The 23,196-nt window shown below is 46.9% G+C and carries 24 protein-coding genes; 12 read left to right on the top strand and 12 right to left on the bottom strand.

What is annotated here, in order from left to right; genetic code table 11:
- Positions 1-10: 10 nt before the first annotated feature.
- On the bottom strand, positions 11-1,057 hold the full coding sequence (locus ABIO93_RS27895; protein WP_348073301.1) for a methyltransferase: 1,047 nt from the start codon (positions 1,055-1,057) through the stop codon (positions 11-13).
- A gap of 264 nt (positions 1,058-1,321) precedes the next feature.
- Between ABIO93_RS27895 and ABIO93_RS27890 the strand changes: the two genes are divergently transcribed.
- Positions 1,322-1,792: a carboxymuconolactone decarboxylase family protein gene (locus tag ABIO93_RS27890; protein ID WP_348073300.1), complete on the top strand. Its 471-nt coding sequence runs from the start codon at positions 1,322-1,324 to the stop codon at positions 1,790-1,792.
- Between the two features lie 30 nt (positions 1,793-1,822).
- On the opposite strand, the gene ABIO93_RS27885 is transcribed toward ABIO93_RS27890, so the two are convergent.
- The 3 genes from ABIO93_RS27885 to ABIO93_RS27875 all read right to left on the bottom strand — a co-directional run bounded on the left by ABIO93_RS27885 (position 1,823) and on the right by ABIO93_RS27875 (position 4,969).
- Complete coding sequence (locus tag ABIO93_RS27885; RefSeq protein ID WP_348073299.1) at positions 1,823-2,344, bottom strand: response regulator; 522 nt, start codon at positions 2,342-2,344, stop codon at positions 1,823-1,825.
- Positions 2,345-2,445: 101 nt separating this feature from the next.
- A complete protein-coding gene (locus ABIO93_RS27880) occupies positions 2,446-4,002 on the bottom strand; it encodes a carboxylesterase family protein (protein ID WP_348073298.1) in 1,557 nt (518 codons plus the stop codon).
- A 19-nt stretch (positions 4,003-4,021) separates the two neighbouring features.
- Positions 4,022-4,969: an amidohydrolase family protein gene (locus ABIO93_RS27875; RefSeq protein ID WP_348073297.1), complete on the bottom strand. Its 948-nt coding sequence runs from the start codon at positions 4,967-4,969 to the stop codon at positions 4,022-4,024.
- A 185-nt stretch (positions 4,970-5,154) separates the two neighbouring features.
- On the opposite strand from ABIO93_RS27875, the gene ABIO93_RS27870 reads away from it, so the two are divergent.
- Both ABIO93_RS27870 and ABIO93_RS27865 read left to right on the top strand, forming a co-directional pair.
- Positions 5,155-5,619 carry a hypothetical protein gene (locus ABIO93_RS27870; protein ID WP_348073296.1) on the top strand — a complete coding sequence of 155 codons (465 nt, stop codon included), beginning with the start codon at positions 5,155-5,157 and terminating at the stop codon, positions 5,617-5,619.
- Positions 5,620-5,912: 293 nt separating this feature from the next.
- Positions 5,913-6,809, top strand: coding sequence for a DMT family transporter (locus ABIO93_RS27865; RefSeq protein ID WP_348073295.1), 897 nt, complete (start codon positions 5,913-5,915; stop codon positions 6,807-6,809).
- Here the strand turns inward: ABIO93_RS27865 and ABIO93_RS27860 are convergent.
- The 3 genes from ABIO93_RS27860 to ABIO93_RS27850 all read right to left on the bottom strand — a co-directional run bounded on the left by ABIO93_RS27860 (position 6,800) and on the right by ABIO93_RS27850 (position 10,078).
- A complete protein-coding gene (locus tag ABIO93_RS27860; protein WP_348073294.1) occupies positions 6,800-7,279 on the bottom strand; it encodes an anthrone oxygenase family protein in 480 nt (159 codons plus the stop codon). The genes ABIO93_RS27865 and ABIO93_RS27860 overlap by 10 nt on opposite strands.
- A 111-nt stretch (positions 7,280-7,390) precedes the next feature.
- Positions 7,391-8,137 (bottom strand): hypothetical protein, encoded by a 747-nt coding sequence (locus ABIO93_RS27855; RefSeq protein ID WP_348073293.1) that lies wholly within the window; start codon positions 8,135-8,137, stop codon positions 7,391-7,393.
- A gap of 6 nt (positions 8,138-8,143) precedes the next feature.
- The gene (locus tag ABIO93_RS27850) at positions 8,144-10,078 is read right to left on the bottom strand and encodes a cytochrome c peroxidase (protein ID WP_348073292.1); all 1,935 of its coding nucleotides are present in this window, start codon (positions 10,076-10,078) and stop codon (positions 8,144-8,146) included.
- 206 nt (positions 10,079-10,284) lie between these two features.
- Between ABIO93_RS27850 and ABIO93_RS27845 the strand changes: the two genes are divergently transcribed.
- Both ABIO93_RS27845 and ABIO93_RS27840 read left to right on the top strand, forming a co-directional pair.
- Complete coding sequence (locus ABIO93_RS27845) at positions 10,285-10,695, top strand: hypothetical protein (protein ID WP_348073291.1); 411 nt, start codon at positions 10,285-10,287, stop codon at positions 10,693-10,695.
- Positions 10,696-10,736: 41 nt separating this feature from the next.
- The gene (locus ABIO93_RS27840; protein ID WP_348073290.1) at positions 10,737-11,426 is read left to right on the top strand and encodes a DUF2461 domain-containing protein; all 690 of its coding nucleotides are present in this window, start codon (positions 10,737-10,739) and stop codon (positions 11,424-11,426) included.
- Between the two features lie 28 nt (positions 11,427-11,454).
- On the opposite strand, the gene ABIO93_RS27835 is transcribed toward ABIO93_RS27840, so the two are convergent.
- A complete protein-coding gene (locus tag ABIO93_RS27835; RefSeq protein ID WP_348073289.1) occupies positions 11,455-12,243 on the bottom strand; it encodes a TspO/MBR family protein in 789 nt (262 codons plus the stop codon).
- Between the two features lie 143 nt (positions 12,244-12,386).
- On the opposite strand from ABIO93_RS27835, the gene ABIO93_RS27830 reads away from it, so the two are divergent.
- The 5 genes from ABIO93_RS27830 to ABIO93_RS27810 all read left to right on the top strand — a co-directional run bounded on the left by ABIO93_RS27830 (position 12,387) and on the right by ABIO93_RS27810 (position 18,388).
- Complete coding sequence (locus tag ABIO93_RS27830; RefSeq protein ID WP_348073288.1) at positions 12,387-13,016, top strand: TetR/AcrR family transcriptional regulator; 630 nt, start codon at positions 12,387-12,389, stop codon at positions 13,014-13,016.
- A 26-nt stretch (positions 13,017-13,042) separates the two neighbouring features.
- Positions 13,043-14,185 carry an NAD(P)/FAD-dependent oxidoreductase gene (locus ABIO93_RS27825; RefSeq protein ID WP_348073287.1) on the top strand — a complete coding sequence of 381 codons (1,143 nt, stop codon included), beginning with the start codon at positions 13,043-13,045 and terminating at the stop codon, positions 14,183-14,185.
- Between the two features lie 157 nt (positions 14,186-14,342).
- Positions 14,343-14,681, top strand: a complete 339-nt coding sequence (locus ABIO93_RS27820) for a helix-turn-helix transcriptional regulator (RefSeq protein ID WP_348073286.1) — start codon at positions 14,343-14,345, stop codon at positions 14,679-14,681.
- Positions 14,678-17,347, top strand: coding sequence for an ABC transporter permease (locus ABIO93_RS27815; RefSeq protein WP_348073285.1), 2,670 nt, complete (start codon positions 14,678-14,680; stop codon positions 17,345-17,347). The genes ABIO93_RS27820 and ABIO93_RS27815 overlap by 4 nt, the downstream gene beginning before the upstream one ends.
- Positions 17,348-17,440: 93 nt before the next feature.
- Entirely contained in the window at positions 17,441-18,388 is a 948-nt protein-coding gene (locus ABIO93_RS27810; RefSeq protein WP_348073284.1) for an NmrA family NAD(P)-binding protein, read from the top strand.
- A gap of 20 nt (positions 18,389-18,408) precedes the next feature.
- On the opposite strand, the gene ABIO93_RS27805 is transcribed toward ABIO93_RS27810, so the two are convergent.
- The 4 genes from ABIO93_RS27805 to ABIO93_RS27790 form a co-directional block, all read right to left on the bottom strand.
- Positions 18,409-18,807 (bottom strand): GNAT family N-acetyltransferase, encoded by a 399-nt coding sequence (locus ABIO93_RS27805; RefSeq protein WP_348073283.1) that lies wholly within the window; start codon positions 18,805-18,807, stop codon positions 18,409-18,411.
- A gap of 36 nt (positions 18,808-18,843) precedes the next feature.
- Entirely contained in the window at positions 18,844-19,239 is a 396-nt protein-coding gene (locus ABIO93_RS27800; protein WP_348073282.1) for a globin domain-containing protein, read from the bottom strand.
- Between the two features lie 33 nt (positions 19,240-19,272).
- On the bottom strand, positions 19,273-21,012 hold the full coding sequence (locus ABIO93_RS27795; protein WP_348073281.1) for a tetratricopeptide repeat protein: 1,740 nt from the start codon (positions 21,010-21,012) through the stop codon (positions 19,273-19,275).
- Between the two features lie 74 nt (positions 21,013-21,086).
- Positions 21,087-21,509: a hypothetical protein gene (locus tag ABIO93_RS27790; RefSeq protein ID WP_348073280.1), complete on the bottom strand. Its 423-nt coding sequence runs from the start codon at positions 21,507-21,509 to the stop codon at positions 21,087-21,089.
- Between the two features lie 338 nt (positions 21,510-21,847).
- On the opposite strand from ABIO93_RS27790, the gene ABIO93_RS27785 reads away from it, so the two are divergent.
- Positions 21,848-22,405, top strand: coding sequence for a carboxymuconolactone decarboxylase family protein (locus ABIO93_RS27785; RefSeq protein WP_348073279.1), 558 nt, complete (start codon positions 21,848-21,850; stop codon positions 22,403-22,405).
- Complete coding sequence (locus tag ABIO93_RS27780; protein WP_348073278.1) at positions 22,402-22,944, top strand: hypothetical protein; 543 nt, start codon at positions 22,402-22,404, stop codon at positions 22,942-22,944. Before ABIO93_RS27785 ends, ABIO93_RS27780 begins: the two co-directional genes overlap by 4 nt.
- Positions 22,945-23,196 lie beyond the last annotated feature (252 nt).

Genomic DNA, 23,196 nt, shown 5'->3' with positions numbered 1-23,196 from the left:
CTTCCAAAATCTATTTATAAGCGATTACTGCGCTGGAAGGTCCCGCGAGGTGTATTTTGGCAGTGGAGCGGAATCCTGCCTCGGTGGCCCATTGATGAAAATCGGCATGGGTATAATCAAATCCTCCCGGTGTTTCCACGGCCATATTCAATGACATCATCAAACCGAAAGCATTTTCTTTGCGCTCGTCGTCAATGATGTTTTCAATCACCACCAGAGCGCCTCCTGCCGGAAGTGCCTCGTAGGCTTTTCCGATCAGCATTTTCTTCTCTTCCAGGTTCCAGTCATGCAGAATGTTACCCATCGTGATGACGTCAGCCTCGGGGAATGCTTGTGATGTGAAGTCAAGCGTACCTACCTGAATACGATGCGTCAATTCCAGTTTCTCCACATTCTTCTGAGCGATCGGAGCTACGGGCGGCAGGTCCACCGAAAGGCATTGCAGTGCTGGGTGACGTTGCGCTACGCAAACGGAAAGCAATGCATTGGCGCCGCCAATGTCGACAAGCTTCTTGTACGGACTAAAATCAAATGCTTCCGCCAATGTCATAAAGTTGCCTACCTGCGCTCCTGCCATTCCTTCGAGGAATATTTCAAGACCGGAAGGATCAGCATAAATGGCTTCGAAAAGCGGCTTGCCGGTACGTTTGATCTCGTTTTGAGGTAATCCCGTGCGAAGCGCTTCTTCGAGGTCGCCCCAGTATGGATACAAGCGGTCATTTGCCATTTCCAGCAAGCCTCCTACGTAAGCAGGTGTGTTACGATCAAGAAACAATGCAGTCTCGGGTGTGTTTTCGTAGGTGGCCGTAAATCCAATTCCTGCACGTTGCAGAAAACCCAATGCTACCAATGCATCTAGGAAGTCGAAGTAGCTCCTTTCGTGCAGTTTCAATCTGTCCTGAATTTCGGAAGCAAAAAGAGGACCGTCGGCCAGTTCCGTGAACAGACCTAGTTTGACAGCGGTAAGAAGGGTTTTGGCAGGCCAGAAACTCATGCCGGTTTGAAGAATGTGTACGGGTGAAACGGCTTGTTCCTGTTCAATTTCAATGGTGCTCATGGCTATATAATTGTTACGTCCAGGGTGTTATCCCCGGTGTTTTAAGTGAAACATGTCCCAAAAGTATAGCGACTATCATAGCAGGCACAGCCTGTATGTAATGAAATGAGAAAACCGGTTTCCGAACCGTACTAAAATTCGGATGGGATGATTGTGAGCAGTTTGTGAATAATTTGAAAAATATTTTGTCACCGTTGTCCAATTTGCGAAGTCTCATTCGCCATGAGGGTGTATTTCAAATATTCACTGACAATCAAACAAAAAATGGAAAAGAGAATCAATGTTTTCGCGAAGGGACAGGGAGCTATGAAAGCGATCTACGGTTTGGCAACGTATCTGTCGAAATCGAATTTGGAAGAGTCACTTTTGAACCTGGTATATTTCAGGGTTTCTCAGGTTAATGGTTGCTGCTATTGCCTGGATATGCATTCCAAAGACCTGCGTGCAAGAGGGGAGGCCGAGCAGCGGCTTTATCTGATGAATGCGTGGCGTGAAGCACCCTGCTATTCAGACCGTGAACGTGCCGCATTCGCCTGGGCCGAGGCTGTTACTAAAATCGCGGGCGGGCACGTACCGGACGAGATCTACCAGGAAGCGATCAAACAGTTTTCAGACGAAGAACTGATTGATCTTACGCTGGCTGTGATCACCATTAATAGTTATAACAGGATCAATATTGCCTTTCCAAACAAGGTAGGAGACTACCAGCCGGCGAAATTTGCAGCGCATCAGTAGCAGAAGTTGGATGAATCCGGTGGGGGACGGTTACCTTTTTTTAGAATAGGTAGCCGTCTTCCACCCAAAATGCGGGACGTTCCTAAGCTCGTTATTCCACCTGGCTGCATTCCAGCCTCTTGTCACCTGCGTCTTTGGAATATGCTTGTGTAACGGCGTCAAATGCGCAAAGCTGTTATCAACTGTTTCGGCAAGGCTGGTAAATTCTTCTTCATTCACCGGTTTGATCAGGCAATCATCAATTCCCAGCTCGTGGGCCTGATCGATCATGTCCTGATTTGAGATGGTAGACATCATCAACACTGGAATATGAGCGCATTGTGGCATCGATTTTAGAAAAGCGAGGGTTTCCAGACCACTTTGCCGCGGCATATTCATGTCCATTAAAATCAACACGGGGTGTTGCCAGGTACCATGCGCCTTGATCATACTAAGCAGCTTTTCCCCGTCCTCAACCTCAATCACTTCCACATCGTCGATGACGCGCTCAATCGCATCGCGAATAAGCATTCGGTCATCTTCGTCGTCGTCTGCCAGATAAATCGTTTTCACTTTCTTTGTATTTTAACTGCGTGGTGTAAGATGTTACCTGAGCAGATAAAAATATAGTGCCACGGTTACAAAGTGATCCGGCGATCGGTACTGTTTTTTAGTTATCGGTTACTTATCACACTCAAAAGGAAGTCCAGGGAGGTAGCATCGGGCAAAGCCCGGGCACCCTTACCGATCACCATGATCTGTTTTTCCTTCGCATCATACAGTGGCCATTGAGGAAGTCCGTTCCCGTTGGGATTCCCGGTTTTGACAAAATTGGCCCAGTACCACGACATGTCGTGCGCTATCTTATCATCGGCCGGCTCTAACGGCCGGAGCTGGTGGTTGATAACGCGGAGATTATCGTATGCATAGGCAACTTCGGCCGTGTGAAATGCGCCATATTGGGCATATTCGCCCGTGGCAGGGACTTTTCTGTCGAAACGGTATAGGTAAACCTTCTTGCCCGCATCGCTCTGGATTTTTGCCCAGGCATAATTTTGTGCCCCGAAAGTCATATCGCGGGACATTCTGTTTTGAGATAAAGTCGCTTCTGCCTCGGTATTGGCCGGATAAAATTTCAGCAGCTCATCGGCTTGCTTACCGTATTGCTCTTTGATCTGCTGCTGATAATCAGCAGCACTTTTGGGTTTTCCGGAGAGCCCTTCGTCCTCATTCCAGCCGGTTAATAAAATCACATCATTTTGTTTACCCGCTGCAAAAATATCCGCAATGGATGCTGGCAATACATAGCCATCCACAATCGGTCCGCGTATCGCCTGTGTCTTTTTGAGAATATCCTCCGCAGGTACATTGCGTAACCCGGCCAGACTGGATACATTCAGTGCCTTCGCCATAGCCAAGCCGCTTTCTTCGGCTTTTTGTAAACTAGGGTACGGTCTCGCGAAACCTGCTCCACTTTCAGCAATGGCTTTGTTAAAGAGGTTTTTGGCCAAAGGCGATGCGACCAGGCAGTTCACACTCATCGATCCGGCGGACTGTCCGGCAATGGTGACATGGGCAGGGTCGCCGCCAAATTGTGCGATGTTCTTTTTGATCCATTGCAAAGCAGCGATCTGATCCAGGAGCCCGTAATTCCCTGAGGCATTTTTCCCGGATTCGGCGGTGAGTTCGGGATGTGCAAAAAAGCCGAAAGGACCTACCCGGTAATTAATGCTTACAAAAACAACACCTTTTCTTGCCATTGCCTCACCGTCGTAAATGGCGCAGCTAGTACCGCCGCTGCCAAATCCGCCGCCGTAAATCCATACGATAACAGGACGCGGTTTGCCACTTTTTTTACCATTGTCGGTCCATACATTCAGGTTGAGGCAGTCTTCGCTGATCGGTTCCTTGGCGATCAAAAACTCAGCACTCCACATGCTGAACGGGGCTGGGCTTCCCTGCATGGGACTAGCTCCGAACGCCTCGCATTTACGAACACCGGACCAGGGAATAACGGGCTGTGGCGCTTTCCAGCGAAGATTTCCGACAGGTGGAGCCGCAAATGGAATGCCTTTATATATATTGATCTTACCGTCGGTAGTGAGTAAGCCTGAAATTTTGCCACCTTCGATGGACACTATTGCGGGCTCTTTTTGAGAGGATGATAAAAATGCGGTGCTAACCGAAAAAAGAAAGGCAATCAAAAGTAAAAGGCGTATCTGCGTTCTCATCGGTTGGTGGTTTAGATCCTTACAATCTGAAAAGCTGCTTTGCATTTTCATATAATAGCTTTCTTTCAACTTTTTTAGAAGAAGCCAGTTTTTTGATCTCTGAAATCGTCTGAGAACCCTGGCAGGCTTTCCCGCTGCCTGCAATGTCATCACAATCACTTCCGTAAAGCAACTTATCCTGATGGCGGGTCAGGAAATCGGTCGCATGGTCTTCGTCCCGCGTCATCGATAGCAGCCCCGATCCGGCCGAAAGGTCGCCGTACATATTCGCGTAGTCGCTGAGCAGCCGGTCGGTGAGGCCGCCTTTGGTTACTTTGGTTTTCGGATAAAGCACGTTCTGGTCCGTATGGTTTTTATCAATATTAGCCCACCAGGTCTGCGCGTGGCCGATAAAATTGACTTTGGGGTACTTTTCAAGCATTTTCGGAAAGCGTTCAAAATTGTAATTGAACATTTGGAACTGCCAGTGCATCAGCACCGGCACCTTGTATTCCTCTGCCAGCTTGTAAATATTTTGCATTTCTTTCGAGTCACAATCCAGACCGAATTTGAGTTCACCGATCATCGGCGCACCCAGTTTCAGGTATTTCTCAATTTCCTTTACCGCATCCGGCAGGTCGGGCACCTCATTAGCCCCGAACGTGAATTCGCCGGGATATTTTTGTGAAATCGCATAACACACATAATTACCCGAACATTTGGCTTGCAGCCCATTGGTTTTGCCCTGGTGCGTCGACATGCCAAAAGCGGGTGTCCCGGCAGGCAGCAGGATGGTTTTAGAAATCCCCATCCTACGCTGGTGCGCCAGCAAATGTTCGTGGGTACGGCCGGCATAATCAGTATGTTGGTGAATGTCGATAATGGGTTCGTCCGCCGATTCTGCGAGTAAGGGAATGTGGCTTGCCAGCAGCATTGCGCCGGTACCGGCCAGAAAATCTCTTCGGGAAATAGGAAAGTTTTGGCACATCACAATTTTAAATAATGGGTTAGGGTAATGTCATTTAAATGGTTCAGGTAGGACTGGGAATTAAAAATAGCAAAAATCAGGACTGGCAGTTGCGTATAAATCCGCCAGTAAATGGTTACTTGCAATTGCTTTTTATCCAATACATAACCCTAACCTCAATGTCTCGCATCCAATTGCAATATGGCATGAAAACGATTGCCGGCACTTTTTTTATCATGCTATCGCTGTTATCCTGCGGTGAAAAAACAGCTACCGATGCTGAAAAGGATGACCAATTGCCCATTACGGGAACCTGGAAACTGATCACCGGCACGCTGATCGAAAAAGGGGATACGACCATTACAGATTATACCAAAAATACTTCCTTCATTAAAATTATCAATGATACCCACTTTGCTTTTTTACAGCACGATTTGAACAAAGGCAAAGACTCCACAGCAGCGTTTTCTTCCGGTGGGGGCACCTACTCGCTGAAAGACAGCACGTACTCCGAACATTTGGAATATTGCACGGCCCGTGAATGGGAGGGAAGTGACTTTCCATTTACCATTGAAATCAAGAACGACACCCTGGTTCAGCGAGGCGTGGAGAAAGTCGTGAGCGCGGGTGTGGACCGGTTGAATATTGAAAAGTATGTTCGGATGAAGTGATGTCCCGAAACTTGTTTTATTTTTGCAAAAAAACCAATTGTATGCACATCGTTACCTTTTTCTCCTGTATCCTTCCTCCTCCGGTAGCTGCCTAAGCTAAACGACCGGAATATTTCAATGTGATCTTCCTGATTTTCGGGAAGGTATACTGCTATTGCCTGTTTCCATTTGTCATCAAGGTTGTTTGGCTGGGCGCCCTCAGGGGCTTGTTTAACCCGGCATGCGCTGTCGTATCCACAAGTTTCGGCCAGCGCACTGCTATTTTTCAAACCTTTATTTGAGCAATGATACAAATGAAAAAGGCTTTCATTAAACTACATATAGCCATAGTACTCGCCGGTTTTACCGGGATTTTTGGGAAATTAATCACATTAAACGAGGGCTTGCTGGCCTGGTACCGGATCTGTCTCGCAGCCATTTTACTGGTGGTGATCCTGGCCGCGACCAAAAAGCTCCAACCCGTCACTTTCAGGGACTTTGGACGAATTTCGCTTGCGGGCTTTCTGTTGGGATTGCATTGGCTGTTTTTCTATGGGAGTATCAAATACTCCAACATTTCGGTGGGCGTGGTTTGCTTCTCTTTGGCCGGGTTTTTCACGGCGATATTTTCACCGCTCATTAATAGACGAAAATGGGTCATTTCAGAGCTGTTGCTGAGCTTGTTAACGCTGGCTGGGATCCTACTTATTTTTAGTTTTGATTCACAGAACCGAGCCGGCATTACGCTCGGTGTTATCTCGTCCATGCTAGGCGCATTGTACACCATTACCAATGAGCGGCTGGCGCATGTGCATCAAAGTGAGACTGTTACCGTATATTCCATGATCGGCGGGTCGCTTGGCCTTGCCCTATTAATGCCATTGTACATTCACTTTTTTCCAGTGAAATCAATGATCCCTTCATCGTCCGACCTGGGTTATCTGGTTGTGCTGGCATTATTTTGCACGGTGTTGTTGTACATGCTGCAAACGCAGGCATTGAACAGGATTTCTGCCTTTACGGTCAATCTGAGCCTCAATCTGGAACCGGTTTACACCATTATCCTGGCAATTTTGATCTACCAGGAAAATAAGGAACTGACGTCCGCATTTTATTTGGGATTAGGGCTAATTATGCTTTCAGTGGTTTTGCAAATGGGGAAGGTATGGAAGGAGAACAGGCAAGTAGTGACTCCCTGTTCTCAAAAATAAAGCGCCAATGCTTCGATGGCCAGGATCCAGCCTAACAGGTTCAATGTGCAGCGGATCGAGTTGAGCTTTACCCAGCGCGAAACCATTCCGTGGATTCGCGCTGGCGTTAAAGTTTCAGCGTTTTGTAATTTAATGGCTGTCGGGATAAAGAATGTGAACGTACTGATCCTTTCCACGAGGGTGAGCAATGCGGCAGCGACCCACCAGTCATGGGCCGGGTGTGGGGACTGGGCGGCAAAATACAAATTGGCAAATGTGAGCAATGTAAGTGGCATAGTTGTCACCATTCCCCAGAACTTTCGCCCTGAATCGATTTCCCGCATGGCTGTGGTGTCGACAGTGTAGCCTGCGTTCAGAGACCTGGGGAACCATTTTGGAAGGATAATAACCGTTTCGTAAAGACCTGCACCAAAGGCAGTTCCGAGATTGAGAATAAACAGCGTCAGTAAAATGGCAGAGGTTGTGAGCATAGCTTGTAGATCAGTGTTGGTGTCGAATAAGTGACCCAAACCTACACATTCACTTGCCCGATGCTGAAAAACAGAAATCAACATTCAAACGAACGGAATGAACTACCCAATTTAGCGGCTGAATGTGGTGTTGCTTTTTTCGGAAATGGCAGCGAGCAGGAAGAAAATACCCGCAAAAGTAAACGATTCACAAAGCCCCATGCGGTCACTCATGTCACTAGGATCCGCCCAAAAACGGGGAATGTGCAGTAATAAAAACCAACCGGCCAGCATCACGCCCGATAACAATGCAGCCCATTTTCTCACAGCGGGAATGAGTATTCCAATGCCTCCCGCGAGCAGTGAAACGGCTGTAAAGTAAGTGAAAAACACATGAAAAGGAATGTACGCCGGAATAAAGCCGGTCACGAAATCTGCAAATTTGAAATGGGCATATCCTGAGGCGATGAAAAATATGGCGAGACAAACAGACCCTACCCATATCAACAGATTTTGTGCTTTACGATCGGCCTCAAACGAAGCCGCGACGATGACACTACCGCCTATGAATGCAAGCGTTTTGTAGGTATTCAACCAATCCTGCATGGAATTGGTAAGGTGCCTGCTCAGCGAAAGCAGCAAGATCAGTCCTGCGATGACGAATGCAGCAGTTTTACCTCTCTGTTTCGCGAAGATCGCTATCGAAACGAGGATTACGATGGCATTGGATACGTAAGAGAGGCCGGGGTTCAGATTATTAATGTACGGCCAGGCTAGTGGGCGACCAATGATAAAGTCTTGATAAACAAATCCTAGTACGGCCAGAGCGACTAGTCCGACTGCAAAAATACATCTGCCATTTAGTAGTGATGGGCGCATATATAGTTAAAATTTACCACCAATAATCCGATCGTTCAATGCGGCATGTTTGCCTTTTAATTCTGGTAAATACCTGGGCCTCGTAGTGGTGCCCGACGTGTCCGTGAGCGCATGAACGAATGAAATGAGATCCCTTTTTTCTGTTTGGCTCAGGTTCAGTGAGTCCGGCAGAATGGAAAGAAAGATTCTGAATCCAAATTTATTGCCTGCACCATGATTATAGAAATCCATCACCTGATCCAGCGTCTGGTAAACTCCGTTATGCATATACGGTGCGGTCAGCGCTGCATTTCTTACTGTTGGGACTTTAAATGAAGCCTTAAACAATGGATTGCTACTGGAATGCTGCAAACCAATGTCGGTATCCAGCTCATACTTGCTCATCGTGTCTTTAACCGGAACGCCGAGACTGCGGTGGTCGGAAATTGCAAAGTGGGGTGGCAGGGTACCGTTGAACAGTGGCGCATAATGGCAGCTTCCACAGCGACCTTTACCCATGAAGACATTGAAGCCGTTGATTTCCTGCGTACTTAAAGCAGTTTTTTCACCCCTCATATATTTGTCAAACCGTGAGTTGAGGCCTGTTAGTGTTCTTTCGTACGAAGCAATGGCGCTTTTAATGTGTTTTCGGGAAATCCCTTGTTTAACCGTTTCAGGAAATGCTTTGTTGAATAGTTTGATGTATTCCTCGCTGGCGTTAAGGCGGTCCGCGACGATCTCGAACGAGGTTCCGTGCATTTCATTAGGGTTCATAATTACAGAATCCGCCTGATCTTCAAGGGAATTGACGCGGGAATCCCAGAACTGTGTCGATTGAAAAACCGAGTTGATTACCGTCGGTGCATTACGCGGTAGCTGATCAAGAGTGAAGCTCATACTTTTTCCCAAACCGTCGGTAAATGCCATTTCTGGTTTGTGGCACGATGCGCAGGAACGTTCATTGTTGTCTGATAGAACGGGATCGAAAAAAAGGATCTTGCCGAGTTCCGAACGTTCTTTGAAAAGCGTAGTGCTGCTATCGGGCATGAAGAAGGACAAATTGAAAATATCGGCGTCGAACAACCCGTTGGCTTCCGGGTTTAGTGCTGCAAAACGGGTACTGGAAGGAATGTTCAGTGTTTTCCTGACCGTTCCCAATTGTGTGGCTAATGGATTGAGATGTTGCGTGAGCAGCTCCATTCTGTCGAATGTGTCGAAATCGGTGTGAGTAGCAAGGTATTTTTCGGTCTTGTCGAGTAGATGTTCAACCTGTTTTCTGAGTTTTCCGGAAGATTTCGGAAGCTGCGTCAGATATACATTCATTACTTTACTCCAAACCTGCATTTCAGCCTGGACGCACGGCAGGTTGACTGGATTTAGCTGGAAATCACCATTACCAAGGCCCACACTGCTGATATTGAACAATTGCAGTTTGAGCGCCTCCATGACCTGGCTGTCCGTTATTTGCAAAATGTCTTTGTCATATTGCATCTCGGCCATCGTCGTCCGGAATTTGGCGGACGCCCTGGTAATGAACATTTTCTCAAAATCACGGTTCGACTTGCTGGCTTTGGCTACAATAGAATCGGCATCGATGCCAAATGGCCCGGCTATCAGGAAGTTATCAGGCAATGGTGGCCCGGCTGGCTGCTTCGTGGATTGGATCGGCTGCCATATCGAGGTGTAGGCTTTGTCGGGATGAAAATACAAAAGGAAGAGTTCGACACGCTTGAACTGACGTGCCAAATCGGTGTATACGGTAATCCGGGCGGTGTAGCTACTATCCATAAAATATGCAGGGTAGGCCGCGAGCATCGAGTCAAGCCGGTGCATTTCTTCCTGATAAATCCGTCCTGCTTGTTGGGCTGCATTCATTTTCTTTACCGCGTCGGGGCGGAAAACGGCAGCGGAGAACAAAATCACTGCGGCCACACTGAGTGCCGGAAAAAACCTGTTTGGCATGCTGAACCGAAATATAGAGAAGTAACGCGTGTAGTAAGCTGTCGGATTGTAAGGTTCTGATCTGAAACCAATTCGGTAATAATTTATTTCAAAAAGCAGACAGATGCAAATTCTTTGATTTAGTGGTAAAAAAACCAAGCAATTATGGTTGTCAGTGAATATATTTGTTATAACACCGACTCCTAGAACTGACACGATCGATACGAATGGATGCACTCAACTACTTGCGTGAAGAGATAAAAGCTTACTTTTTTGAATCAACCGAACTGCAACTTTCCAGCGCCTATGCGAATCACAGGCGATTTAATTTTTACTTTGAAATTGCTTCTGGCCAGCACTATCTTTTGTACCTGAGCTGGGAAGGGGATGACGAACGCTTTACATTGAAATGTCTGGAATTTACCGACTGGGAAACCTTGAAGAAGCTGATCGACGCTTATCCTGAAACAGGGTCCAAAGCATTCAACATCGGTAAACCACGCTCTACGATTTCATTTTTTTACCTCGGCAAAGACCGGCTGTCGGCACTCGATTACAGGGGTGTTATCAATGGCCATATTGATTCCAGTGAGATATCAGGCAGGCAGCTTATGGGTAGTATTAACCCTTTTAGCTAAATTCGGGACCCATACCGAGCCATTCTATTACAAACAATAACATGTCAGATCAGACACATATTCCGGCATCCAGCCTGGAATTTTTAAAGTCATTGAGGCAAAACAACAACCGCGATTGGTTTAATGCACACAAGGACGAATTCATTGAAGAGCAGAACCACATTGAAAACTTTGCCGGTATGCTGCTGGCAGAACTGAATGTTCACGATCTGATTGAGACGCCATCGGGTAAGAAGAGCTTGCAGCGCATTTACCGCGACACACGTTTTTCGACTAATAAAACGCCATACAAGACCAATTGGAGCGGAGGCTTCTCCCGGGCCACCGGGCAACGCAGGGGAGGGTATTACTTTCACATTGAACCGGGCAACAGTTTTATCGCGGGTGGTTTTTGGGCCCCTAATCCGCAGGATATGAAACGCATTCGGGACGATATTAGCTTTGACCCCGAGCCATTGAGGAAGATTTTGAAGAGTAAGTCATTCGTTTCCACATTTGGCACACTGGGTGGCGAGCAACTGAAAACAACGCCAAAAGGTTTTGATGCCAATGATGAGGCGATTGATCTGCTACGTTACAAGCAATTCCTGCTAAGCCGGAAATTTACGGATGCGCAGATACTTAGCCCTGCTTTCCTGAGCGAGGCCAATCTCACATTCAAGAACATGCGACCATTTTTTGACTATATGAGCGAGATCCTGACCATCGATGCGGACGGTCTGGATCTATGAAATGGGTTTCTCAAAATGACTCTCAAAACTACCCTCTCTGCGTTTCTTCCAGGAAATGGCTGCCATTGTTGCGGTAGCCATGAATGGAGGTACTCAACAGAATGATCACAGAAACAGCGATGGCGGTGTAGGCAATGGTCGGGCTGGCGTTCCAGTTCGCGATTGCTACCGCTACCAATCCCCAAATCCCGATCAGTGAGGATTCCCTCAGATTGCGGATCCAGGTTAATGCCACAAAAATGATCCCGGCCGTGCATAGCATGATGATCGTCCAGGTGGTATCGGCTATCCCGAAGCCATCCCATTGGATTTTCGTGAGGTATGCTGCGGAATTTGCAATGATCGCAACGGTGATCCAGCCCAGGTAAAATGCAAAAGGCCACCACGTCAGCGCTATTTTTTTCACTGGAAGTAAGTCCATTTCCATTCTCGTACGAAACATAATGAGCAGCAATGACGAGAGTAGAACAGCCATAATGACGACAGAAAGACCTGTGAAATCATACAACCAGGCAAAAACCCAGGCCGAATTGGCAGCGCAGGAAACAACAAAAAGCCAACCTATTTTTTCAACAATGGAATGAACAGGCTTATCATTGAAAAGTCCCCTGCTTTGATAAATGACAAAAGCAGCTAATCCCAGATAGATTACCCCCCAGATAGAAAATGCGTAACCGGCAGGTGTGAAAAAATTCTGGTACCGCGCCGAAACGGTAGCCATCGTGTTGCCATTGAAAATGCCTGTACTGGAAAGGTAGTTAACGATTAATGTAATGACCAGGGCCAGGATATTGGCTATTTGGAGCGTCTTTTTCATATTTTCGGGGTTAATGCATTTGGTATTGTAAGATCAATTTTACAAAAACCATGCCGTCTGACCATATACGGTCATTCCTTTTTTGCCGATTTAAAATAAATATTTGATTAGTAAATAAACATTTACTTACTTTGTATCAACACTTGATCATCGCATCCCGTCAGGTGTTGAATCCAATGAGACCGAAAAATCTGGAAAAAGAAGAAGCCATCCGCACCATTGCGCTGAAAATCATTTTGGAAGAAGGCCTGGAAAACCTGAGTATGCAAAAACTGGCGAAAGCCGCGAATGTATCACCACGTACCATTTACATTAAATACGAAAACAAGGAGGACCTTCTAGTCAAACTTTTCATTGATGAGGTGCTAGGCGTTTATGAAAAGGCGGTACTGACGGATTTTGACGAAAACGCGGATTTTGCGGCAGGTGTAAGGCAGATCTGGCGGAATATCTTCGAGTACTTCAAAGAAAACAGGCAGTCATTCGCGCTGATGCAATACGGGAAATCTTCTCCGCTGCTTAACAGGGCTTTTCAGGCGCGTAACATTGCGGAAGGGCAGTTTTTCGTACCTGTTCACCGGTTTTTGAGAAGTCAGGTGGAGGCAGATATCATCCATGATTTGCCCAATCAGGCGCATCGGGCTTTGTTATTTTCCCCGGTTCTGGACCTGGTCAACGAATACTTCGAGCACCTGGACAGACCGAAGCAGATCGTGACGGAAAAGTTGGTGGCGGACTGCTGTGAAGCCGTGATCAAAGGGATGCTCAAATAATGTGAAAAACATAATTATTGACGAAAATGAATGTCATTAAAAACAAAAAAATAGCCATTGTAGGCGGAGGCCCGGGTGGATTAACACTCGCCAGGCTGCTGCAAAGGAAGGGTGCGAACGTGAAAGTATACGAAAGAGACCTGAACAAGGACGTAAGGGTACAGGGTGCTACATTGGATCTCCACGAAGATTCGGGACTGAAAGCTTTGGAGGTAGCAGGACTGATGGAAGCTTTCAGGGCCAATTACCGGCCGGGGGCAGACAAAATGCGTATCGTTGATAAGCATGCAACGATCCTATTCGACGACGATTTCAACTCAGAGGGCGAGGTATACCGCCCGGAAATTGACCGCGGGCCGCTGAGAAAGATTTTGCTGGAATCACTACAACCCGGAACGGTGGTGTGGGATAGCCACATAGTATCACTTACCCCAACCGGGAATGCCTGGACGCTCGAATTTCAGAATGGGACACGAGCCATAGCCGACGTTGTAGTAGGAGCAGACGGTGCCAATTCCAAAATCAGGCCTCTAATCACACCGATCAAGCCATTTTTTGCTGGTCTTACGGTAGTGGAAGGAGCTGTCTACGATTCTCAAAATGCAGCTCCCGTCATGCACAAGCTGTTGAACGGAGGAAAAATATTTGCCCTTGGAGACGAAAAGTCCATCATTGTCGCCTCGAAAGGGGATGGGAGCCTGGTATTTTACACGGGCTGTAATACCAAGGAAGATTGGGTAGCCACTAGCGGGATCGATTTCAATGATAAAGCACAGGTTTGTAAATGGTTTGAAGAAGAGTTTTCCGGCTGGGATGCTGCCTGGCAGGAACTGTTCGAGAATGCTGAACCGCGCTTTATTCCGCGTCCGCAGTATTGTATGCCGCTGGATCAGACCTGGGAGCCGTTGCCTAACCTCACAATGCTGGGCGACGCCGCACACCTGATGCCCCCGTACGCAGGTGAGGGTGTGAACATGGCCATGCTCGACGCGCTGGAACTGAGCGCATGCCTCACCAGCGATACATTTCCCGATCTGCATGCTGCTATTGCACATTATGAAACGGAAATGCGGGCCCGGGCTGCCCAAGTGGGGCAGGTTACTTTGGACCAAACGGCTTCCATGCATTCGGTCAATGGACTATCCGATATGTTAGTAATGTTCTCCTGAGTTTTTCTTGCGCCTTTTTTTAAAACGAACACAGCCTGTCCAGAATCGGACAGGCTGTGTTCGTTTATTTTGCTATAATGCTCTTATTTTCAATGGGTTGAAAACAAAAATTTACCTGGCAAGGTATTTTATCAGCAAAAATAGAAATAATGAAAATATGAAACGTACCTATCTCGGAGAGTTTGAAGAAATCGTGTTGCTAACGGTGGCAGTCATCGATGGCCAGGCCTATGGCGTCGCGCTGATGCATGAGATCGTGACGCAAACGGGCCGCGACCTCAGGCTTAATCAGGTTCATTCCGCATTGACGAGGCTGGAAGAGAAGGGAATGGTAAAAGCCACGCTGGGAGAACCGACGGCTGAGCGAGGTGGGAGACGGAAAAAGCTTTTTGAAGTGACTGCCTATGGACACCGGACATTGCAGGAAATTCAGGAAGTGCGCGACAGCTTCTGGAGCCGGCTGGTCAATCCTTTTAAACTGGCTGTGAACCTATGAAAACCGGCGATAATGAACAACTGAAACCGCCCCGGCTCGCCGATTGGCTGCTTTCACAACTATGTGCATCGCATTTACTCGAAACGATCCAGGGCGACTTGCACGAAGAGTTTTATTATCAGGTCAAAACCTCCGGTGAGCGCAAGGCACGCTGGCGATACTGGACAGAGGTTTTGGGTTTTATGAAGCCCCGTTTTTTGAAAAATAATCAGCCTAAATATGCGTCAAATCCTTTTCAAAGCTATGATATGATACGCAATTATTTCAAAATCGCTTTCCGCAACCTTGCGAAGAACAAAACCTACGCGGGCATCAACATTTTTGGCCTGGCACTGGGCCTTGCCACCTGTCTGCTGATCATTCTCTACATTTCTGATGAGCGCAGCTTTGATAAACATCATAAAGATTCCGACCGCCTGTTCCGCGTGGCGATTTCTTCCAAACTGGAAGACTGGTCGGCTGCGGCGGGACCGGTAGCAGCCGGACTGAAAAATGATTTCCCGGAAGTAGAAGCGGCGGCGCGTATCCTGAAATTTCCCGGTGTTGAAAAAATGCTTTTAAAATACCGCCACGGAACAACTGAAAAGCAATTTTACGAACCTAATGGCTACTATGCGGACTCGACGCTGTTTGACATATTGAGCTATGATTTCAAATATGGGAATGCAAAAACGGCATTGAACCGACCTAATACATTGGTTCTTTCTGAAACAGTGGCAGATAAATTATTCGGGAATGCAGATCCGATCGGTAAGACTATTAAGGTCGGCTTATTTTTTGGTGACTTTGATTACACGATTTCAGGTGTTTTCAAAGACAATCACAAATCTCACGTTGACGCGCACATGTTGCTTTCCATGCAAAATACGGACTTGGGCGGATGGGCGGCGCAGCAAAAAAACTGGGCGACAAATAATCTTTTTCATACTTACATCAAATTAAAACAAGGGTCTGATGCACAGGTATTTGAAACTAAACTACCGGCATTCATGAACCGCAATGCCGCGGCGGATTTGAAAGCACTGGGTATTACCAAAAGGCTGTTTTTACAGGCAGTACCCGACATTTACCTCACATCGGCTATCGGCAACGAGCTGTCGGGGAACGGGAGTATGGCCTACCTGTATATTTTTGGCTCCATTGCTGCTTTTTTGTTGCTCATTGCCTGCATCAATTTCATGAACCTGAGCACAGCCCGGTCCGAAAAACGGGCACGCGAGGTTGGTATCCGTAAAGTGATGGGTGCATTTAAAGAATCGCTGGTGTACCAGTTTCTAGGCGAATCCCTGATGATGTCGGTCATTGCATTGGTGCTGGCACTTGCCTTCATTCAGCTGTTTTTGCCTGTCTTCAATGATCTTACCGACAAACATTTAAGCATTTTACAACATACCGATTTCCTCGTCTGGATGGCGGGGATAACGCTGGGGACGGGTCTTTTTGCTGGCTTATATCCTGCGTTTTACCTGTCGTCCTTTAAGCCGATCGGCGTGCTCAAAGGCAAACTTGTTAATAGCATTTCGGTGGTCGGTATCCGCAAAGGGTTGGTCGTTTTTCAGTTTACCATTTCCATTATCCTGATCCTGGGCGCGGTAGTGATCTGGCAACAGCTGTCCTTTGTTCAAAATCAAAACCTGGGATTTAACAAGGAACAAAAAATTGTTATTCCGCTGAAAAACAATGAGACTGCGAATAATTTCACGGTTTTGAGAGATGAGATGCTCTCGAATCCGGATATAGTAGCAGCTTCCAGCGGCTCTTCGCACCCTGGTGTGGAAACCGTGGAGGACCTTCTTTTTTACACTGAAAACAAAACAATCAACGAGGCGGTTGACATTCACTTCGCTACGGTTGAAGACAACTACATGGAGACATTAGGCTTTAAAATGGTATCAGGAAGGACATTTTTGCAAAATTCTAAGGCCGATTCAACCAGTATCATTCTCAATGAGGCAGCGGTACAGGAGCTAGGATATAATGTCCAGACCGCGATCGGGAAAAATGTTTACTTCGAGCTGAATAATCAGAAGAACAGCATGCAAATCGTAGGTGTGGTCAAAAATTTCAATTTTGAAAGCCTGCACAAGACCATTAAGCCTTACGCACTGACCACCTCCATTACCGATAAACACCGGTATCTGATCGCCAGCGTCAAAACCACCGACTATACCAGCCTTATTGCCAGTCTTGAAAAATCGTGGAACAAGCTGAATCCCGGTACTCCTTTTTTGTATTCTTTTCTGGACGAGGGTTTTCAGAAAAGGTATGACAAAGAGCTGCGTACTTCCCACATTGTCATTTATTTCACATTCATCGCCATCGTGATCGCATGTTTGGGTCTTTTTGGCCTCGCGACTTTTTCTGCGGCGCAGCGTACGAAGGAAATTGGTATCCGGAAAGTGCTGGGAGCTTCTGTCATGAGCATTACGGGCATGTTGTCGCGCGAATTTCTGATACTGATCCTAATCGCCATTTTCATCGCTTCACCGGTGGCATGGTATGGAATGAACCGCTGGTTAGAGGATTTCGCTTATAAAGTTGACATTGAATGGTGGGTTTTTGCTTTGTCCGGGCTCGTGGCTTTGCTTGTCGCGCTGCTCACTGTTTCCTATCAAAGTATCAAAGCCGCATTAATGAACCCGGTAAAAACTTTAAGAAGCGAATAGCCCACCCCGGGGAATGATATTTATAGCTAATGATATGACTGGCAAACCCTGCCTCACAAGTGGCATAACGCCAGATCATGACATTAACTAATTATGAGCGCAAATACAGAACAAACCCAGGAGGAATTTAAAAATCAGAGTGTTACAATCAATAAGCCAATAGTTCTTGCAGGCGCGACCGGGCACCTGGGACAGCGCATTGCGCATCATATTCTGCAACGGGGTGGGGCGGTAAGATTGTTGGTTCGGAAAAGAAGTACTGCCATCGAGATCAACGCGCTGCGGGAAAAAGGTGGTGCCGTGGTAGAGGTGGATTTCGGCAGCATATCGGATCTGACCCAGGCTTGCGCAGGCGGGTCATGTGTGGTATCCGCGTTGTCGGGGCTTCGCGAGGTGATTGTGGATGTGCAGTCGAGGTTGCTATGGGCGGCGGTGGACGCCGGTGTTCCGCGGTTTATTCCTTCCGATTATTGCATTGATTTTACAAAACTGGTACCCGGCTCGAACCGGAACCTGGATCTCCGTCGCGAGTTTGCCGAGGTTGTGGATAAGGCACCTATTGCAGCCACGTCTGTTCTCAATGGAATGTTTACGGACTTACTCACCGGGCAAGCTCCTGTTGTGCTTTCGGGGCCGAAACTGGTATTGTATTGGGGTAATGCTGATCAGCCTCTGGATTTTACAACGATGGAAAATACGGCTGCTTTTACCGCATCGGCGGCACTGGATCCCACAACTCCCCGTTTTCTACGCATTGCCGGGGAGGTAAGTACGATCAGGGGATTGCAAAAATCGGCCCTGGAAGCATTTGGAAAACAATTCCGTACACTACGATTGGGCGGGTTAGGAGGTCTGAGTACGATGATCAAAATTACTAAAACTGTTTTTCCTCAGAAAGAGGAAGTATTTCCAGCCTGGCAGGGAATGCAGTATCTTCACGACATGTTCACCGGCCTGCCAAAACTGGAACCGTTGGACAACGACCGCTATCCTGCCATAGGTTGGACAAGTGTACGTGAAGTACTGGCTACGGCTAAGTAGGTCGGCAAAAGCCCGGGAAACTACTTCTCCCGATACATAATGAAGCTTCGGTCCTCTTTACTAAATCCTACTTTGGGATAATATTCCATCGCGGTAGGGACGGAAAGTAGCAATACCATCGTCTGCTTGCCGACTTTTTCTTTGGTCAGTTCAATGAGCCTTTTACCGATCCCACTCTTTTTGTAATCGGGACTTACGGCCAGGTCAGCCAGGTAGCACGACCACACCCAGTCGGTAATGCAGCGACTTACGCCCACAAGCTGTTCCCCATCCCAGGCGGTGACGACCAGGTTCGAGTTCTCATACATTTGCTGAATACGTTTTTCGTCATGGGTTGGCCGGGGTAGGCCGGAAGCGTTATAGAGTTCAATGACCTGCCTGGCGGTCGGAATCTGGTCGAAGCTGTAAGTAATTTCCATTTTTGAGACTATTTATTTTTGATGGCTAATGTTGTTTCAATGAATCATGGCTTCGGTCCAGATCGTATAAACTTCCTGCCAGGACTCGGCCAACTCTGGGCTCCACTGATCTGCCAGCTGAATTTCCAGAGTTTGCATGAGCGCAATCCCGAGCGTTTGGTAATGTTCCGGACGCGTTCCGTATTGCTCGTGACGTTTGGCAAGCGCATTTATTTCCTCCTTAATCTTGTCCATAGATTGCAGATTAACGATCATTAAGGTAAGCATATCCATTAATTTTTTGGACTGCTCTTCGATGGAATGTTTGAAAAGAGATCTTAATGAAGGATCCAGCGCAAAAAGTTTTTCGTAAAAAAGCGCACCGGCAGCCTCCGAATCGAGCAGCAAGGTGCTCCATGAATGTTTGATAGCAAGAATTTTCCAGTCGGTCATGATCTGTTGATGGGTGAATGGGTTGGCGATATGTTAAATGCTTGTGAAGTAACCTACTAAGTTCTGCTCGTCGGATAAGCCGAGTTTTTTGCGGAGCCTGTGGCGGGCAGTTTTAATGCTGTCCGGCGATACGCTTAGTAATGTCGCACATTCTTTGAGGTTCATATTCAGCCTGATTAAGGCACAGAGGCGCATTTCACCGGGACTGAGGTCGGGGTGGTCCTGCTGTAACTTGACAAAGAAATTCTGATGTACCTGCTCGAAATAAAGCTTGAACTCATCCCAGTCCTTATCGAGGTTAAAACTGTAATCAATGAGTTTGATCAGTCTGTTCAGCAGCGGATTGTTTTCATCACGGGTGGGTGATTTGAGAGCGAGCGACACCGTTTCCCTGATCTCCTGCATGATCCCGTTTTTCTGGATCAGGTTAAGGGTATGGGTAGTGAGCGCCTTGCTTCTGGATTCCAGTTCGATCACCAGGATCTGTCGCTCTTTTTCGGCCAGTATTTTTTCGTCCTTGATTTTCAGCCGCTGCCTGCTCACAAGCAGTCCCGCGATCACCACACAGGACAGCAATCCGACGCCGAACAGATTCCTGATCAGCTGATCAAATGACTGTTCTTTTTTCAAAAGCTTGATCTCTGCCTGTTTCTTCTCGTTCTCGTAGCGGACCTGCATACGTGCGATTTCGAGCGTATTGTCATCATTCAGGATCGAATCACGGGTTTGGGAATAACGAAGCTGATTTTCGTAAGCTGCGCTGATGTCATTCTCGTGCTTTGAAATCTCCGCCAGGATCCGGTAAGCATTGGCCGCCCGTTTTTTGTTGTCAATTTTAAGAGCAATCTGTAACCCCTGGCTGGCATAGAATCTGCTTTGAGGCAGGTCGTTTTTTAAAAGATATATCTGAGCCAGCCCTTCCAATGTAGAAAGCATGTGGAAATCGTCTTCCATGGATTGCTGAATGGGCAGGGCCTTTGAAAAATAATCCAAGGCCTGCGCGTACTGCTTCATTTCCATATACACCAGGCCAACGTTGGATAAACTGATGGCTTTTCCGAGCTCGTCCGAGGCATCCCTGGTTTTCAGTGATAGAGACAAATACTTCAATGCATCCGGGTACTTTTTCGTGTTCAGGTACACCGAGCCGATGTTGTTATGCAGCAATCCGAGTCCGTCGTCTTCAATAGGTGTTTTTCCAATGATCTTTAAAGCTTTGAAATAATATTCCAAAGCCGTAGGGTATTCCTGCAAGTCATCGTAGAGGTTACCAATGTTGGACAAAATTCCTACTGTTCCCCGAATGTCGCCACGTTCCTCATAAGTCTTCAAAGAAAGCAGATAGTAATCCAGTGCCAGAGGATAATTGCTCTGTTTAATGCTGATCAGGCCCATGTTGTTGTAGGTATCGCCCATTCCTTTCTGGTTTCCGAGCACCTGGTTTGCCTTGATGGATTCTGTAAAATATTTCAACGCATTGGGATAGTCGTTTTGCAGATAGTAGCCTATACCCATGTTGTTATACGCCAGGGCTTCTCCTTTTCCAAACCGGATATTGCGCGACAGTTTGAGCGCTTCGCTGGCGTAATGCCTGGCCTTGGGTGGATCGGCGTACCAGTACCGCTTGCTGATCTGATTGAGCACATTCACTTTCATCGTGTCCCGGGATTGCGGCAATGCTTTTAAAAGGCTGTCCAGCTTGCTGTCCTGAGCCCGGGCTTCCAGAGAGAATAATATCCCTAGTAGCAATGCAATTGCCTTATAATGAGTCATATCTGAAATAATAAGAGGTGCCGGAAATCTAATTAAAACCTCCGGCATATCCTAGTGAAGCTGATTGTTACTATTTACCGTTTGTCGGACACGCAGTTGGCGTCCCAGGTGAAGTCGCCGCGTACGGTGTAGGCGAATGTAAGTTTAGTACCGAGCAATGTACCCGAACCTGCCAATGTGATCTTGCTGCTGCCAGCCTGGAAAGTCTGCGAGGCAATGTTGAAGTGGTCTCCGTCGACTGAAACCTGTACTTTCTTTTTCAGTAAACCAGCGAAATTGGCGATCTCGAAGTAGTTCTTGTCGGTAGCAGATTGGTTGATCGTGATCACATATTCATCACGGTCCGTGCGACCGTCGGGGAAGGTGGAAGTTTCAGCAACAGTGAACGTTCCGGCAAGGGATTGTGGTTCCTCAACGGGTACCACGTTGTCTTTCGAGCAGGATGACAAAAAGACTAGTAGTGGAAGGATGAGCAATGTGAATTTGAAAGTTTTCATGAACCTGATTGTTTAAAAATGAATAAAAAAATGATGGATAAGATTGTATGTCAGACATTGGGACCGGAAGAAGCTCCGCCGCTGTTGGACGATACAAACGTAGCGGGTGGGCCAGGTTATCAGCAACTTATGGGGGTATACGAAAGGTAACAGCCTCAAAAATGCCAGGTATACGAAAAGCAACATGTAATTGGGCGGTCACTTTTATTGCAATTCCAATCTTTCGTAGTAGTTTTAAAGGACGTACGGCCTTGCTGAAAAAACCACTGTCTGCCGCCATCTGGCCTGAATGGAATGATTGAAAAAAGGAAATAGTACCGATATAAAATTTTATACAAATGCCTCATATTAAGCTGGAAGAAGGTATTCCGGGCATACTGGGTCCCATGTTGTTCAGTCCGCATACTGCTGAGCCTATGAACTTGCTTGCGAATGCGTTGATGCAGACAGACGAAGGAATGAGCCGCGGCGAACGGGAACTCATCGGCACTTATGTTTCTTCCTTAAATGATTGTTATTTCTGCCAAAATATTCATGGCGCGATTGCCAGCGAATATCTGGAAGACGAGGATTGGTCATTTGTGAAAAGTGTAAAGAGCAATTACGCAGAAACATCATTGTCGGAAAAGATGAAATCCCTGCTTTCCATTGCCGGAAGTGTGCAGAAAGGGGGGCAGCATGTGACCCCTGAACAAATTGAAAAAGCAAAAGCAAATGGTGCCGATGACCGGGATATACACGATACCGTACTCATAGCAGCGGCATTCTGTATGTTCAATCGTTATGTAGACGGGCTGGCTACCACCGCGCCAACCGACCCGGACATTTATCGGAACCGCGCCAAAAGAGTAATCGCAAACGGATATTCAGCCAAAGTTCCAAACGGACAATATTGAAAAGACTTTTTCCCATAGTGATGTGCAGCCTGCTGCTTTACAATATGATGGGTTTTTCCCTGGTATATTGGATAGAAGAGTGCGCGTCAAATAATGGAAAAAGGGAGTTGAGTTTGCAGCCCACTTCCAGCGGGGAGTTTACAATCATTAAAATCCCCATTATGATCCCCTACCAGACCGACTGGCAGGTAGCGGAACCTTCCGAAGGCCGGTTGCGACGGGGCGACGATTTTTACCAGATCGTTGAACAGCAACTCATGAATGATACCTTATACGTAAAGTGCAAGCTTGACGTTTCCGCTCGTGACCGCTACCTCGACCTGGTGTCGCATGTGGACAAACACGTCAAAAACGGTACGACCGACGGCAAAAGCAAAACCCCACATTTACTGAAAAGCTTTTTGAAAGACTACCTAACTTTCAACAGAAAGCATTTGTTTTTTATCATGGACTGGATTTCAGCCCGTGCAGGTTTTAACAGCATTTCGCTGAATTTCCCAGTCTTATTCCTGCGCATCGCCTCACCACCTCCCCGGTGAGTATTTTCTGAAATAATTTTTATATGACCTGCAATCTGCTGTACGACGTCACAGCGGGTTGCCCTGTGCATATATGCTGTTTTATCAAATTTCAGATAAATACGTTCAAATGAGACAAAAATTTATAATTAACGTGAATTCGGGTTAAGCGGCGGTTAGAAAAAGTTGGTTTGTTTTGACTTTTTGAATATTAAGTGACGGTTTTTTGGGAAAGAAGCAGTAAGCAACTAATGCGCCTAAAATGTTCATTAT

The organism is Dyadobacter sp. (genome assembly GCF_039919315.1).
GTDB lineage: Bacteria > Bacteroidota > Bacteroidia > Cytophagales > Spirosomataceae > Dyadobacter.
Note: the sequence above shows the minus strand (reverse complement) of the source record. Positions and strands in the feature narration are given on the sequence as shown.